We start from the raw sequence: 14,657 nt of genomic DNA, 5'->3' as shown, positions 1-14,657 counted from the left end.
ATGCGTACAATTAATGTAGACTTAGGCGATCGATCGTACCCTATCCTTATCGGTAGTGGAGTACTTAAGGACATCGCCCGTTATTGTGCTGAAGCAGGATTTTCGGAGCGTAGTCCACTGTTAGTGGTGAGTGATAGTGAAGTAGCGCCAAGGTATTTGCCGGCACTTGAAGAAGCTTTGCGTTCTCATGGCTATACTGTGGTTAGTCACATTATGCCAGCAGGTGAAGCTTCTAAATCATTAACCGTGTATGAAGAGGTCATGACAACTGCGATTCAAGCAGGGCTAGACCGTAATTCAGCGGTTTTGGCTTTAGGTGGCGGTGTAGTTGGAGATTTAGCTGGATTTGTAGCAGCGACCTATATGCGTGGGATCGGCTTTCTACAAATTCCGACGACGATATTAGCTCACGATAGCAGTGTAGGTGGTAAAGTGGCAGTCAATCATCCATTAGCTAAAAATATGATTGGGGCTTTCTATCAACCGTCGATGGTACTCTACGATTTGGATACGTTACGTACTCTTCCAGCACGGCAAGTCGCATCGGGTCTGGCTGAAGTGGTAAAGCACGGTCTCCTGGTGGACAAAGAGTTCGCCTATTGGTGTCGTGATCATGCCGAAGAGCTGCTAAGTCTGAATGTCGAAGCTTTAGGTTATGCTTTAGAGCGTGGCTGTGCGATCAAGGCAGAGGTAGTAGGAAATGATGAGCGTGAGCATGGACTTCGAGCGATTTTGAACCTTGGACATACGATCGGACATGCGATTGAAGCCGTTGGTGGGTACGGTGTGTTCCTGCATGGGGAAGCGATTGCGATTGGCATGGCGGGTTCAGCGCTATTGGCTGTGAAGCTTGGACGTGATGCTTCCATCTATAAGGATACTGTATCCATGCTGTCCGCGTTATCGCTACCGGTACGCCTTCCTTCCGAGTATGATGAAGATGAACTGATGGAAGCTATGATGCATGATAAGAAATTCAAAGAAGGCAAGATGACCTTTATCGTGCCTGATTCCATAGGCTCTGTAAGCATTGTGAATGATGTGCAGGAGTCACTTGTGCGAGAGGTTCTCGCAGAGCTTAAGAAGGAGGAACCACCGTGGTAAACCGAGGGATTCGCGGAGCAACAACCGTGACAAAGAACGAAGAGGCAGAGATTTTACGAGAGACAGTTATACTGCTGCGTGAAATCGTAGAACGCAATGATGTTGTAGCTGAGAATATAAGCAATGTATGGATTACGATGACCAATGATTTGGATGCTACTTTTCCGGCAAGGGCTATTCGTGAGATTGAGGGCTGGGAAATGGTTCCACTTATGTGTTCAACAGAAATCCCGGTTAAAGGCAGCTTACCGAAGTGTATTCGGTTGATGGTACAGATTAATACGGATAAATCGCAGCGTGAGATTCGCCATGTTTATCTGAATGAAGCTCAGAAGCTACGTCCGGATTTATCAGAGAGCAAGTCTTAAATTATAGTTGTGGGTTGTCAATGACCCTTGTCATCATGTATAGTGTAGTTAGCCGAGTATAGAAGAGTTTAGTTTAGTTGAGATGAGTATAGTTGAGCAGAGTGCAAGAAGTTTTTTAGATTAGCATGTATTGTGTAAGCAGAGTCTTTATTTTGATATGCACTGAAGTGTTATTTTCACATCAGTGGTGTATCTTATTTAGGGATAAGTCTGTAAACACTACATCAGTATGCTGATCCATGCTCAAAAACATATACTTACTTACACAAACCCTCTACTTCGGTAGAGGGTTTTTTTGTATTTCGGAACCATTCATATATCTAAGGGGGCATCTAACAATGACGAATCCAAGTGTTCAAGAGGTGGTAAAGCTGTCGCGGGATTATAATCTGATTCCTGTTGTAAAGCGACTGCTCGCGGATATGGAAACACCTATCCGATTATTCCAACGTTTCGCTGAACGTGATCGCGCGTTCTTACTTGAAAGTGTAGAGGGCGGGAAACAATGGGCACGGTATTCTTTCATCGGTAGCGATCCCTTTTTGATGATATCCGGTAAAAAGGGTGCAATTAACGTAGAGGTCGGAGGAGAGCAGAAGCGACTATACGGAAAGCCGATTGAGGAGCTTAAAGCGTTACTCCGTTCATACCGTAGTCCTAAGCTTGACGAAATGCCTCCGTTTACCGGAGGGGCTATAGGATTTTTTGGATATGATCTGCTGCAATATTATGAGAAGCTGCCTCAGCATCCAGTGGATGATCTCCAAATGGATGATATAAGATTTATGTTTTGTGATCGGATCATTGTGTTTGACCATGTGAAGCAGCAGATTCTACTTGTTGGTAACCTGCATGTAAAAGACGGAGATACAGATTCGGATATCAGATCCAATTATGAAATCCTGAGTCGTAAGCTGGAGGACATGGCTGAAGATCTACAAAAAGAAGGTCCTAAGGAAAATGTGAATCGTCGCAGCATACCTCAGGATATCGAGCTTGGTGAGATTCATTCAAATCTTACTAAAGAACAGTACATCAACAATGTTGAACAAGCGAAGGAATACATTCGTGCAGGCGATATTTTTCAGGTGGTCTTGTCACAGCGATTGCATATTGAAACGAAGGTTTCTCCGCTGCATGTATATCGAATGCTGAGAACACTTAACCCCTCCCCATATATGTACTATTTAAAAATGGATGAGGAGATTATTGTTGGTACTTCACCGGAAGCGCTAGTAAAGGTGGATGGAAATCGGGTGGAGACACGGCCAATTGCTGGAACAAGGCCAAGGGGGGACAGTGAAGCAGCGGATCGGGCGTTTGCTGCGGAGCTCTTGGAGGATGAAAAAGAACGTGCAGAGCATCTGATGCTTGTTGATCTGGGTCGTAATGACCTAGGCAGAGTATCCAAATTTGGTTCAGTGAAATGCGATTCCTTTATGGAAATTGAAAGATATTCTCATGTCATGCACATGGTATCGAATGTGTCAGGCACACTCAGTGAGGATAAAGATTTCTTTGATGCATTCCTCTCTTGTCTGCCGGCCGGAACGGTTTCCGGGGCGCCTAAGCTACGGGCCATGGAGATTATAGCTGAGTTGGAAAAAGAAGCGCGAGGAGCATATGCCGGAGCCATTGGATATCTAGGGTTCTCTGGAAACATGGATTCCTGTATCACCATTCGTACGATCATCTTCCGGAAAGGTCGCGCATATGTGCAGGCCGGAGCAGGTATCGTTTGGGATTCGGTTCCTGAGAAAGAGTATGAGGAAACCGTGAATAAAGCGAAGGGCATGCTGAAGGCTATTCGTATGGCAGAAGCTATGTTTCCATCTGAAGTGAAAGAGAAGCAAGTCATCAACCAAGATTATATGTACGAATATACCCCTGAACAAGTGGTTTGATTTATATAGTAACTCATTAAGGCTGGGAGGAAGATTATTATGGATGCAACGAAATTAATTCAATCAGGAATCGCCGGACTGATCGAAGGCAAAAATCTGACACGTACTGAAGCACGGGATATAATGGGTGCTATAATGCTTGGAGATGCTTCACAAGCACAAATCGGTTCATTGCTGACTGCTTTACGAATTAAAGGAGAAACCGTGGAGGAGATTACGGGTTTTGCGGAAGCTATGAGAGGTTTCGGCACATCCGTACTGACTGACCGCGCACGTTTGTTAGATACCTGTGGTACGGGCGGTTCCGGCATCCATAAATTTAATATTTCAACCGCCTCAGCGATTATTTCATCTGCGGCTTCGGTTAGAGTTGCAAAGCATGGCAATCGTTCGGCTTCAGGCAGAGCGGGAAGTGCTGATGTACTTGAAGCCTTAGGTGTTAACATTCATCTGAATGCAGAGCAGGCTCGAGAATGTCTGGATCGCATTGGCATTTGCTTTTTATTCGCACAAATTTACCATCCTTCGATGCGACATGCAGCAGCACCTCGTAAAGAGCTTGGTGTACGAACGATCTTTAATATGCTGGGTCCTCTTACAAATCCAGCAGGTGCTGACCGTCAGCTGCTGGGGATTTATGACCGGGATAAGACGGAGACGGTGGCTAATGTACTGAAGGAGCTAGGTTCCAAGCGTGCAATGGTTGTAAGCAGTTCGGATGGTCTAGACGAAATCAGCATTTCTGCCTCTACATTAGTGTCTGAGCTAAAAGAGGGTATAGTGACCACTTATGAAATTACTCCGGAGGGATTAGGTCTTAACAGACATCCGCTTGAAGCCGTTCTGGGTGGAGACGCAGCTGAGAACGCAGCAATTATTACCTCCGTGCTCCAAGGTGAGATCAATCCCTATCGCGATATCGTGTTAGCTAATGCGGGAGCATGTATATATGTTGCAGGTCTGGCAGATACCTTGGCCGGAGGCGTCGAGAAAGCAAAAGAAGTAGTGGATTCGGGTAAGGCATTATCCAAGCTGGATCAGCTTGTTGTGATGACGGAGGAGCTTAATTATGTATCTTGATAAAATTGTCGCTACAAAGATCAAAGAGGTGGAGGCGCTCAGTGAACGCTTTTCTATAGCTCAAGCCGAACGTGATATAGCAGCACTCCCTCAGACTAGGGGCTTTCGTAAGGCGCTGACCCAAGGGAAGAACAGAGAGATGGGATTGATTGCTGAGGTGAAGAAGGCTTCCCCTTCTAAAGGTTTGATCCGTGAAGATTTCGATCCTGTTTCTATTGCAAAAGGCTATGAAGCGGGAGGCGCTGATTGTTTATCTGTTTTGACGGATAGGGATTATTTTCAGGGCAGCGCTGCCTACTTGCAGCAAGTGAAGGATAGCGTTAATCTTCCGCTGCTCCGCAAAGATTTTATTATTGATGAGAAACAGATTTATGAAGCGCGTATTCTTGGAGCAGATGCGGTGTTGTTAATCGTCGCAATTTTGACACCGGATAAACTGTCTCATTTTGTAGATATAGCCACAGGACTTGGAATGGATGTATTGATCGAAGTTCATGATCGAAACGAGCTTGCGGTGGTATTAAGTACAGACAAAATAACTCATCCTAATATACTGCTGGGCATTAATAATCGTAATCTGCGTACGTTTGAGACTTCCTTAGAGACAACGGCAGAACTTGCAGCATTAGTACCTCAAGGCGTCCCTGTGATCAGTGAAAGCGGAATTGCAGGTCCAAGTGATATTGACTACCTAAGAACGACTGGCGCTCATGGTGTACTCGTTGGGGAATATCTAATGCGTCAAGCTAATGTAGAAGATGCGGTAAATGGATTGTTAGGTATGCTCCCAAATGGAAAGGACCGTGTCCGGCATGGCTGAGACATTGGTAAAAATCTGTGGACTTCAGGACGTTGAAGTGCTAAAATCTATGGTACACTTACCACTAGATTATATTGGATTTGTATTCGCACCTAGTCGTCGCAGGATTACTCTGGAGCGTGCTTCCGAACTGATTGCTGAGCTTCCACAATGGAAGACTAGTGACAAGCCTAAAGCTGCTGGGGTTTTTGTTAATCCCGAGCTGGATGAGCTGAGCGAACTGCTCTCCGTTGTGTCACTAGATGTTATTCAGTTACATGGGGAGGAAAGTCCAGCCTTTTGTCAAAAGGTTCAGCAAGCTTTCCCACAAGTTCAGGTGTGGAAGGCATTGTCTGTTGCTGATAAAGAGCGTGATGACGCCGAAAACAAATATACATTGGAACAATACGCAGGCTTCGTTGATGCTGTATTGTTAGATACTTATGATCCTCAGCAGAGCGGCGGCTCTGGGCGCACTTTCGCTTGGGAGAGGTTGCCTGATTATCAGGAAATCGCGCTACGAAATGGTTTGCCGTTATTTGTAGCTGGAGGACTTCATCCTAATAACGTAGGAGAGTTGCTAGATACTTATGCTCCGTACGGAGTAGACGTATCTAGTGGAGTAGAGAGTGAAGGCGTTAAAGATATTATTAAAATGACAGCTTTTGTGGAAAGGGTGAAGCAATCATGACACAAGTACCGGACCAGCATGGACGTTTCGGTTCATTCGGAGGGCGCTTCGTGCCCGAAACTTTGATGACTGCATTGATTGAGCTGGAGGAAGCCTATCAGAAGTATTCGGCGGACCCGGCTTTTCAAGAAGAAATAGATTATCTATTAAAGCAATATTCCGGACGGGAGACCCCACTGTATTATGCAGAACGTCTAAGTAAACATCTGGGAGAAGCTAAAATATATTTGAAGCGTGAAGATTTGAATCATACGGGCGCTCATAAGATTAACAATGCGATTGGTCAGGGAATTCTGGCTAAAATGATGGGTAAAACCAAGGTGATCGCTGAGACTGGAGCTGGTCAGCATGGTGTTGCTACTGCTACGGTTGCAGCCCTACTTGGTATGGAATGTAAGGTGTTTATGGGGGAAGAGGATACTCGTCGCCAGGCACTCAATGTATTCCGTATGAAGCTGCTTGGAGCTGAGGTGATTCCCGTTACTTCAGGATCGCGTACTTTAAAAGATGCCGGCAACGAAGCGCTTCGCTACTGGGTTAGCAATGTGGAAGATACTTTTTACATTCTCGGTTCTGCCGTAGGCCCACATCCTTATCCGATGATGGTTCGTAACTTTCAGCGGGTGATTGGTGATGAAACGCGGCGCCAGATTCTGAAGGCTGAAGGAAGACTGCCGGATGTGCTTGTTGCTGCAGTAGGCGGCGGTAGTAATGCCATCGGCATGTTCTATCCGTTTGTAGAGGATGAAGGTGTCGGTATGATTGGTGTGGAGGCAGCAGGCAAAGGAATTGACACACCATTTCATGCGGCGACGATGAGTAAGGGGACTCATGGCGTATTCCAGGGTTCGATGAGTTACCTTCTGCAGGATGAACATGGTCAAGTAACAGAGGCTCATTCTATCTCCGCAGGTCTGGATTATCCTGGTGTAGGTCCTGAGCACTCCTATTTAAAAGATATCGAACGCGCAAAATATGTCCCGATTACAGATGCAGAGGCGTTAGATGCACTGAAGCTGCTATGCGTGACGGAAGGCATTATTCCAGCGTTAGAGTCAGCACATGCGATAGCCCATGTAGTAAAGATGGGTCCAACCCTTACCAAGGACGATATTGTTGTTATCTGTCTGTCAGGCCGGGGAGACAAAGATGTGGAATCGATCATGGCGTACACAGAAGGGAAGGGAAATGAATGACAACCGAAACTACAAACCGAATGGATTTGGTATTCCGGAAGCTTAAAGCTGAAGAACAGACGGCATTAATTCCTTTTCTAACTGTGGGAGATCCTGATCTAGAGACTACGCTTGCCATCATCGCCGAGCTTGAACTAGCAGGTGCAGATATTCTCGAGCTAGGGGTTCCTTACTCTGATCCGCTTGCAGACGGCCCTGTCATTCAGCGAGCGTCTGCGCGTGCTCTGCGGGGTGAGGTTCACCTGCGTACTTGCATGGAGACTGCGTTAAAGGCTCGTCAAGCTGGAAGTGAATTGCCATTTATTTTGTTTTCCTATTACAACCCTATTCTGCAAATGGGACTGGATACATTTTTTGCAGAACTGAATGCTCATGAGATTAGTGGTCTTATTATTCCAGATCTTCCTGTCGAGGAATCAGAGGAGATGCGTCGCCGCAGTAGTGAGGTTGGCGTTAATCTGATTCCACTGGTTGCACCGACCTCAAGTGAACGGATTGCGAAGATTGTCTCAGGTGCGAGTGGGTTTATCTATTGTGTATCCTCGTTAGGTGTGACAGGAGAACGATCCACTTTTCATGCTGATGTAGAAGCGTTTATTGATTCTGTACGTCAAGCAACAGACCTACCAGTAGCTGTTGGATTTGGTATTTCAACGGGTGAACAGGTTGCCCGCTTTGCTCAGATTTGCGATGGGGTTGTAGTAGGCAGTGCCATTGTCCGCAAAATAGAAGATGTCATTCCGCTGCTCGACAATCCTGTCACACGGAATGAGGGGCTGTTGCAAATTCGAGAATTTGTGGCACAATTTAAAAGACCATAACAGGGTCATTTAGACCTGTGTATAGTGGAGTAATCAACTATGGAGAGCGAGGACTATTCATGAATCCAAAACCGAATATAGTTAATCTCCCTGTCTACAAACCAGGGAAACCTATAGACGAAGTTAAGAAGGAGCTCGGCTTAAGTGAGGTTATTAAGCTTGCATCCAATGAGAACCCGTATGGAGCTTCCCCGAGTGCTAAAGAGGCTATTCTAGCAGAGCTTGAGAATCTTTATCTATATCCAGACGGATCGGCCGTTGAGTTGACGGCAGCACTTGCCAGCCGGCTTGGTGTAAATAGCGATAATATTATTTTTGGTTGTGGTTCTGATGAGATTATTGCTCTTATTGCTCGTGCTTTCTTCTTGCCAGGTGATGAGACAATCATGGCTGACCAGACCTTTTCTGTCTATAAGAGTAACGCAGATATCGAAGGCGCTGTATCCATCGAGGTACCCCTTGTAAAGGGTACACATGATCTGGATGGGATGCTGGCCCGTATTTCGGACCGCACGAAGGTTGTCTGGATTTGTAATCCGAATAACCCAACAGGAACGATTGTACCAGAGGAAGCCTTGGTTTCTTTCCTTGATGCTGTTCCTTCGAATGTAATGGTTGTCCTTGATGAAGCATACTGCGAGTACGTAACAGATCTTTCTTACTCCAACGGTATCCAATTATTAAATCGTTATACGAATCTGGTTGTGCTTCGCACATTCTCCAAAATTTATGGTTTAGCCGCATTGCGTATTGGTTATGGCGTTGCTAGTCCTGAGATTATTTCATTGATCAACAAGGTACGTGAGCCTTTCAATACTTCTCGTCTTGCGCAGGCGGCGGCTCTTGCTGCCTTGAATGACCAAGATTACGTGGAGCAATGCCGTCGTCTTAATAGCGCGGGTATTGTCCAATTACAAGGTGAATTCAAACGTCTGGGACTAGAATCTTTCCCTGCACACGGGAACTTCATTATGGTAGATGTTCGTAAACCTGCAACCGAGGTTTTCGATGCTTTGATGCGTAAAGGCATCATAGTAAGAGCAGGTCATCAAGTTTACCCTACTTATATTCGTGTTACTGTGGGCTCTGCTGAACAGAACAAAGCGTTTATAACTGCGCTGGAACAAACGCTTATAGAGTATGGTGTGCGCGCTTAGTAATAAACAGCAAGACTAGACTAAAAAAGGCAGGTAGTTCAAAGAACATGACGACAAAAATAGCTATATTCGGTGTCGGTCTGATCGGAGGCTCACTGGCCCTTTGCTTTAAAGGCAAGGAGGGCCTGACCGTCGTAGGACATGCCCACCGTCCTGAATCCGCGAGTAAATATATAAGCAGAGGTGTGGTTGATCAAGCCACGCTTTCTGTTGAAGAAGCGGCACTTGATGCTGATTTCATTTTTTTATGTGTACCGGTAGGGATGTTAGAGGATTATCTGCAACAATTAAGTAAATTGCCTCTAAAACCCGGCTGCATTATTACAGATGTTGGAAGCACGAAAGCTAGTATTGCCGCATGTGCGGTCTCCTTAGATATTCCTGGAGTACATTTTATCGGCGGACACCCAATGGCAGGATCGGAGCGCTCAGGTGTTGAGGCGGCTTCATCACTGCTATTTGAGAATGCGTATTATGTGTTGACGCCTCCTCCAGGCGTACCAGACGAGGCTTATCATGCGTTGGAGTCTCTACTACACCACACAAGAGCGCAGATTGTACGCCTTGATCCAGAACGTCATGATGAGATTGTAGGCGCCATTAGTCATTTACCGCATATTATTGCCGTTGCTCTGGTGAATCAGATTCGTGCCTATGATGATACTGACTCCTTATATAGCACATTAGCTGCTGGGGGCTTTCGGGATATTACACGGATTGCTTCCAGTGATCCTATAATTTGGCGAGACATTTTACTGAACAATCGTTTTGTAATGCTTCGTTTATTGAAGGATTGGAACGAGGAAGTTTCTTCTTTTGTTCGTCTACTGGAAAGTGAAGATGGTGTGGGGATTGAAGAGGCCTTCCAGGAAGCAAATGGCTTCCGCAGTCGGTTACCTGAACGGCGTAAAGGCATGATAGCACCTTTATTTGACCTACATATTGATGTACCGGATCATCCGGGGATTATCGGTCGTATTGCTACTGAGCTGGGGGACCAAGGCATTAACCTTAGTAACGTACAAATCATCGAGAGTCGTGAAGATGTGCCGGGTATTATGCGCCTATCATTTCGACAGGAGAACGATATGGAACGTGCGAAGGTGCTTCTGCAGCAGCACGATTATACCGTATATGTGTAGTTAGTTGCCCTTCCAATATGGAGGGGCTTTTATTTATTATGGGCTCTAAAAAAGCATAACGCTGTGAACAATAACTGCTTCAAGTGGATGCAGAAGAGGGTATTGATAATGACCGGCGCTAACCTGGCTGACTTGATCTAGTGATGGTAGCTTATATCTTTAATAAGTTAGATACAGCGCTTACAAGGCAAAAAAAAGACCGCTTACAAAGTAAGCGGCTACAGTTCACAATTACTTGGAACTGTACAGTTTTTGGATAGGAGTGGAGAGAAACCATACTGTACTTTTATTATATGTATACGTTTACATTTTGTCAACAGTTTATTAAAAAAGAGATTAAAGTCTTTTTACAGTGACCAAAGTCTTATTGCTGGAGCTAAAGTTTATTTATAATCTGATGTCAGGTCGTGCTGACGAGATTACTGCTCTGAAGTCTATTAATGTCATCCTATGAGAATCTGTGATACAATAGATCTGGTATATTTCTAGATTCGTTATAAAATTTATATGCTTTTATAAGTATGCCATTTTTCTTTTTATATTCATCACAATCATCATGCCATAAATATTGGGTGGTTGAATATACATAGGTGTATTTCAAAATTTAAGATCATGTAAGTCTTATGTTATACATTATCTTTAAATTTCGACGAGAAAAGGTTGTCCTACATAAAATGACGACAATATCGTTTCTTCTTGGTAATAAACTAAAAAATTGCAGTTAGCACCGCAACTTTTAAAGCCCTAACCGGTATAATAAGTACGGACCGGACGGGAAAAGACGTGCAAGGGCGAGGAGGGCCAATCTCACCATGACGGATTCCCAGTTGATCCAGCAAATCAAACAAGGAAATACAGAATTATATTCAGAATTAATGCGTCGTTATCAGCGAAAAATATTGGCATTTGTATATCATATGCTTAGAAACTCACAAATGGAGCTAATTGCAGAGGACCTTTGTTCGGAGACTTTCTACAAGGCATTCCGTAGCTTGCATTCCTTTCGAGAGGTAGATGCTTCCTTTTCAACTTGGTTGTACACTATTGCTCGTAATACTGTACTAAGTGAGCTTCGTAAGAATCGTGCCGGAAATGTATCTCTAGAAGAGAGCGGATATACTCCCGTTGCACCGTTTGAGGTAGCACCTGAGCAGGCTGCATTGCGTAAAGAACGGATGAATTTAGTCCGTGAGGCAATTAATAATCTTCCGGAGAAACAACGCTCTGCGCTAATCCTGCGTGAATACGATCAAATGGACTATCAAGAAATTGCAGAAATTTTGGATCAAAGTGTAAGCTCCGTGAAATCATTGTTGTTTCGTGCCAGAAGTAGTGTGAAGCTTCAACTCGAATCCTATTTCAATGAGCCTGAAGTTGAAGAGCAGGTTGAGAGGGTGTAAGGCGAATGAATTGCAGGGAAGCGCAAGAATGTATTCCGCTCTTGTGGGACGCTCCCCCCACACATCCTAGGCGGATTTTACTTGAAAGACATATTGAAACTTGTCCTTACTGCGCGGCTGAATGGTCTTTGTGGCAAGAAAGTAGTCAGCTTATGCATGATTTGAAGGAAGAGATAAGCGAAGAGAGTGCAGAGCTCATAAATGTTAAAGTTATGGAACGGATTTATCTAGAGAGTCCTTGGTTGATGCCAGGTGATGGGAAATCCGCAGGGACATCTGCTATTGTCCGCCATCGGCTTAGCCTCTGGATCGCTTGCTTTCTGGCAGTATTTTTATCCAGTGTTCTTTACTTCACTATGTTTAGAACACCTACTGATATCACAGCGGCTCAAAGTGGAATTGTAGAGACGGGTATTGCAGGTTCTATGGAATGGACATCGACTTATCCGATTTTAGGCTCTGAAGGTGGGATTATTGAACCGCTTGTAGTGAATATGGGACCTACTCATCCTCAATATTGGATGATGTTATCCATGCTTGGCGTGGGTTTTGCAGTGTTTTCGCTAACCCGGCTGAATCGCTATCGCAGATCTTAAAGGGTCTATTGACGTATGACTTGGCTGTTACAGTATATAATAGTGTTAATAACGTTGTAGGAGTCCCTTTACTTAAGGTTATGAGGGGCTTTTTTTGTATTCTAATATGTATAAAAGAAGACTTTTTATTGCATCCATGTTACATTAAGAGACAAATACTTGGATGAAAAGGGGGAGGCAATATGCTAATCGGCTTGATACGCCATGGATTGACGGACTGGAACGCAATTGGGAAGATTCAGGGACAAAGTGATATTCCGCTTAATGATGAAGGACGGATGCAAGCTGCTATGCTTGCTGACCGCTTACTACAGGAACCGTATCGCTGGGATTATTGCATTACAAGTAACCTTTCCCGCGCCGCAGAGACAGGCAAGATTATTGCTGATAAATTAGGCATACCGCTGCTAGATCCTGATCATCGGATCCGGGAACGTGCTTACGGGCAGGTAGAAGGGCTTACTGCCGCTGAACGCGAAGAGAAGTGGGGCAAGGAATGGAGTCAGCTCTCGCTAGGTCAAGAAACCGACGAGCAGCTTCAGGCTCGTGCACTAGCTTTTATGGAGGATATTTCTGCGCAGCATCCCGATCGGAACATATTAGTTATTTCTCATGGGGGGTTCCTCGCTCAGCTGTATACTGCACTTTACAAGGATAAGTATTCTGAACGAATTGGGAATTTATCCCTAACCATCTTAGAGAAGAAAGAGCGGGAATGGAACCCTATTTTATACAATTGTACTCGCCATATCCTGCAAAATCAGCGTTAACCCGTGCATCGGGTTATTTTTTTTGCGCTAAGGGGAATAAAATGGGCTGTATTTCCCATAATGGTAGTAAAACGGTGAGGCGATAAAACATGAATCTGGCGGATATGCTTACTTATGCAGATATTGGACAGCTGACCGCCATAGCGGGACGCTACCGGTGTGAATGCAAGCTGAATTCTAAACATGACTTGATCCAGAGTATTTTGATTATGCTGGGTAGCAGAAGTTTTATGGAGTCTCATATCCGGGAATGTGCTCCGGAGGATCTGCGGTTTCTGAATACATTACTTTTTGATGAACGCAGCTACTTTAGTCTAGAAGATTTGTTGGCTGTGGCTAGGCAGGCTTCGTTTGACGCTCCTGAAGGAAAGACCGGAGGTTTCCGGGAGATGGTTTCTCGTTTCAAAAGCGGAGGCTGGCTCTTTAGTGGCTCCTCCCAGCAAACCAGATATTTGTTCCAAGTGCCTAAAGATTTGAAAGAGCGCTTTCGTGAGACGATGAGCGCATATATCAAGGATAAGGTTACGGTTAGCTCTGAACCAGCCATGTATCGAAATGAAGGCGAATTGTTATTAGGTGATCTGGTTATGCTTCTGAGATATATTAAAGAAAATGAGCCGGAGCTGAATCAGGAAGGGGCAATGTATAGGCGGTATCAGCAAGGAGTGATGAATGCACTTCATATTCCGGAGGATCTTCTTAGCAAAGGCGGCTGGAGATTTGGTTATGGTAGGGCATGCGAGCATTATCCACCTAGATTAGCGCTCCTGTATGATTATGTTCGTCATCGCCGCTGGATCACTGAAGAAGGGTTTCGGTTAAGGCTTACAGCGACAGGAGAGGCAGTGTTGGCCGATGGAAAATGCGACTCGTTGATGCAGATATTCTCTTTTTGGTTAAAACTATATAAGGGGGCTATACCAAACCTGCCTTCACTTGTGTATTGGGTAAGCATTAGTGCAAGGAATTGGGTGAGCGTACCTTCATTAGTGGATGGGGTAGGGTGGTTAATTAAACCGTTCTATTATGACAATGCTGCTTCTATCCTGGAGCAACGAATTATTCGGATGATGGTGCACCTTGGGATGCTTAAATTAGGGGAGACCGCAGTTGGACTCGCTGTGATGATGACGCCGTGGGGGATGGAGATAGCCGTGCCTAAACATCTATAGTAGTATGGAGGCATACAAGCAAATGCTTATGGGGATTACATATGTAGATTGAGGACTTCGCCTTGGTTGCTGATAGGAACAGTAGATGAAGTATTGATCAGAATGGGTAAATATGTAGAACGTAGACAGGATTGTTGAATATGATTTAGTAGGTGCCGTCACTTTTGAAACCGAAAACAAATCATCTTGATGGATATTCAAAATATTAAAGCAATAAGGATCTCTTAAACAGCGGAGGTGTATCGAATGGACAAAATGAAGGCTACGTACGAAGTGATGCTAGGACTTGCGGCAGAAATGGTGTGGGATGAAGCGCTGCGAAAGCGTCGCTCCGACATCTTGCACCGTGAGATTGACACGGCGCTGGCTACAGGAGATAAATTGGCTTTTCGAAATCTTACAGAAGAACTTAAAAGTTTGGCATAAAGAAATGCGCTTAGCGCATTTCTTTTTTTAT

15 protein-coding genes are annotated in these 14,657 nt (G+C 44.8%); all 15 read left to right on the top strand.

The window, feature by feature from the left end:
- The 15 genes from aroB to NSU15_RS20445 all read left to right on the top strand — a co-directional run bounded on the left by aroB (position 1) and on the right by NSU15_RS20445 (position 14,626).
- Entirely contained in the window at positions 1-1,104 is a 1,104-nt protein-coding gene (gene aroB, locus NSU15_RS20515; protein ID WP_339287416.1) for a 3-dehydroquinate synthase, read from the top strand.
- On the top strand, positions 1,098-1,472 hold the full coding sequence (gene aroH, locus NSU15_RS20510; RefSeq protein WP_042129560.1) for a chorismate mutase: 375 nt from the start codon (positions 1,098-1,100) through the stop codon (positions 1,470-1,472). Before aroB ends, aroH begins: the two co-directional genes overlap by 7 nt.
- A gap of 338 nt (positions 1,473-1,810) precedes the next feature.
- Positions 1,811-3,376, top strand: coding sequence for an anthranilate synthase component I (gene trpE / locus NSU15_RS20505; protein ID WP_339287415.1), 1,566 nt, complete (start codon positions 1,811-1,813; stop codon positions 3,374-3,376).
- Between the two features lie 39 nt (positions 3,377-3,415).
- Positions 3,416-4,456: an anthranilate phosphoribosyltransferase gene (gene trpD, locus NSU15_RS20500; protein ID WP_042129557.1), complete on the top strand. Its 1,041-nt coding sequence runs from the start codon at positions 3,416-3,418 to the stop codon at positions 4,454-4,456.
- Complete coding sequence (gene trpC, locus NSU15_RS20495) at positions 4,446-5,276, top strand: indole-3-glycerol phosphate synthase TrpC (protein WP_042129555.1); 831 nt, start codon at positions 4,446-4,448, stop codon at positions 5,274-5,276. The genes trpD and trpC overlap by 11 nt, the downstream gene beginning before the upstream one ends.
- Positions 5,269-5,946: a phosphoribosylanthranilate isomerase gene (locus NSU15_RS20490; protein ID WP_076119773.1), complete on the top strand. Its 678-nt coding sequence runs from the start codon at positions 5,269-5,271 to the stop codon at positions 5,944-5,946. The genes trpC and NSU15_RS20490 overlap by 8 nt, the downstream gene beginning before the upstream one ends.
- Positions 5,943-7,142 carry a tryptophan synthase subunit beta gene (trpB, locus tag NSU15_RS20485; protein ID WP_042129551.1) on the top strand — a complete coding sequence of 400 codons (1,200 nt, stop codon included), beginning with the start codon at positions 5,943-5,945 and terminating at the stop codon, positions 7,140-7,142. The genes NSU15_RS20490 and trpB overlap by 4 nt, the downstream gene beginning before the upstream one ends.
- The gene (gene trpA, locus NSU15_RS20480; RefSeq protein ID WP_339287414.1) at positions 7,139-7,963 is read left to right on the top strand and encodes a tryptophan synthase subunit alpha; all 825 of its coding nucleotides are present in this window, start codon (positions 7,139-7,141) and stop codon (positions 7,961-7,963) included. The genes trpB and trpA overlap by 4 nt, the downstream gene beginning before the upstream one ends.
- Before the next feature lie 59 nt (positions 7,964-8,022).
- Positions 8,023-9,120, top strand: a complete 1,098-nt coding sequence (hisC, locus tag NSU15_RS20475; protein ID WP_042129546.1) for a histidinol-phosphate transaminase — start codon at positions 8,023-8,025, stop codon at positions 9,118-9,120.
- A gap of 47 nt (positions 9,121-9,167) precedes the next feature.
- Complete coding sequence (locus NSU15_RS20470; protein WP_339287413.1) at positions 9,168-10,262, top strand: prephenate dehydrogenase; 1,095 nt, start codon at positions 9,168-9,170, stop codon at positions 10,260-10,262.
- 812 nt (positions 10,263-11,074) lie between these two features.
- Entirely contained in the window at positions 11,075-11,662 is a 588-nt protein-coding gene (locus NSU15_RS20465; protein WP_042129542.1) for a sigma-70 family RNA polymerase sigma factor, read from the top strand.
- A 5-nt stretch (positions 11,663-11,667) separates the two neighbouring features.
- Complete coding sequence (locus tag NSU15_RS20460) at positions 11,668-12,258, top strand: anti-sigma factor (RefSeq protein WP_339287412.1); 591 nt, start codon at positions 11,668-11,670, stop codon at positions 12,256-12,258.
- Between the two features lie 182 nt (positions 12,259-12,440).
- The gene (locus NSU15_RS20455; RefSeq protein WP_042129539.1) at positions 12,441-13,028 is read left to right on the top strand and encodes a histidine phosphatase family protein; all 588 of its coding nucleotides are present in this window, start codon (positions 12,441-12,443) and stop codon (positions 13,026-13,028) included.
- Between the two features lie 89 nt (positions 13,029-13,117).
- A complete protein-coding gene (locus NSU15_RS20450; RefSeq protein WP_339287411.1) occupies positions 13,118-14,200 on the top strand; it encodes a hypothetical protein in 1,083 nt (360 codons plus the stop codon).
- Positions 14,201-14,446: 246 nt separating this feature from the next.
- A complete protein-coding gene (locus NSU15_RS20445; protein WP_042129535.1) occupies positions 14,447-14,626 on the top strand; it encodes an IDEAL domain-containing protein in 180 nt (59 codons plus the stop codon).
- The last annotated feature ends 31 nt before the right edge of the window (positions 14,627-14,657 follow it).

This window comes from Paenibacillus sp. FSL E2-0201, assembly GCF_037963325.1.
GTDB lineage: Bacteria > Bacillota > Bacilli > Paenibacillales > Paenibacillaceae > Paenibacillus_AQ.
Note: the sequence above shows the minus strand (reverse complement) of the source record. Positions and strands in the feature narration are given on the sequence as shown.

Excerpts from the sequence above, each read along its gene's own strand:
- NSU15_RS20445 (WP_042129535.1), top strand. The coding sequence starts at position 14,447 with ATGGACAAAATGAAGGCTACGTACGAAGTGATGCTAGGACTTGCGGCA.
- trpC (WP_042129555.1), top strand. The coding sequence starts at position 4,446 with ATGTATCTTGATAAAATTGTCGCTACAAAGATCAAAGAGGTGGAGGCG.
- trpD (WP_042129557.1), top strand. The coding sequence starts at position 3,416 with ATGGATGCAACGAAATTAATTCAATCAGGAATCGCCGGACTGATCGAA.
- hisC (WP_042129546.1), top strand. The coding sequence starts at position 8,023 with ATGAATCCAAAACCGAATATAGTTAATCTCCCTGTCTACAAACCAGGG.
- NSU15_RS20460 (WP_339287412.1), top strand. The coding sequence starts at position 11,668 with ATGAATTGCAGGGAAGCGCAAGAATGTATTCCGCTCTTGTGGGACGCT.
- trpA (WP_339287414.1), top strand. The coding sequence starts at position 7,139 with ATGACAACCGAAACTACAAACCGAATGGATTTGGTATTCCGGAAGCTT.
- NSU15_RS20455 (WP_042129539.1), top strand. The coding sequence starts at position 12,441 with ATGCTAATCGGCTTGATACGCCATGGATTGACGGACTGGAACGCAATT.
- NSU15_RS20465 (WP_042129542.1), top strand. The coding sequence starts at position 11,075 with ATGACGGATTCCCAGTTGATCCAGCAAATCAAACAAGGAAATACAGAA.
- NSU15_RS20490 (WP_076119773.1), top strand. The coding sequence starts at position 5,269 with ATGGCTGAGACATTGGTAAAAATCTGTGGACTTCAGGACGTTGAAGTG.
- trpE (WP_339287415.1), top strand. The coding sequence starts at position 1,811 with ATGACGAATCCAAGTGTTCAAGAGGTGGTAAAGCTGTCGCGGGATTAT.
- NSU15_RS20470 (WP_339287413.1), top strand. The coding sequence starts at position 9,168 with ATGACGACAAAAATAGCTATATTCGGTGTCGGTCTGATCGGAGGCTCA.
- aroB (WP_339287416.1), top strand. The coding sequence starts at position 1 with ATGCGTACAATTAATGTAGACTTAGGCGATCGATCGTACCCTATCCTT.
- trpB (WP_042129551.1), top strand. The coding sequence starts at position 5,943 with ATGACACAAGTACCGGACCAGCATGGACGTTTCGGTTCATTCGGAGGG.
- NSU15_RS20450 (WP_339287411.1), top strand. The coding sequence starts at position 13,118 with ATGAATCTGGCGGATATGCTTACTTATGCAGATATTGGACAGCTGACC.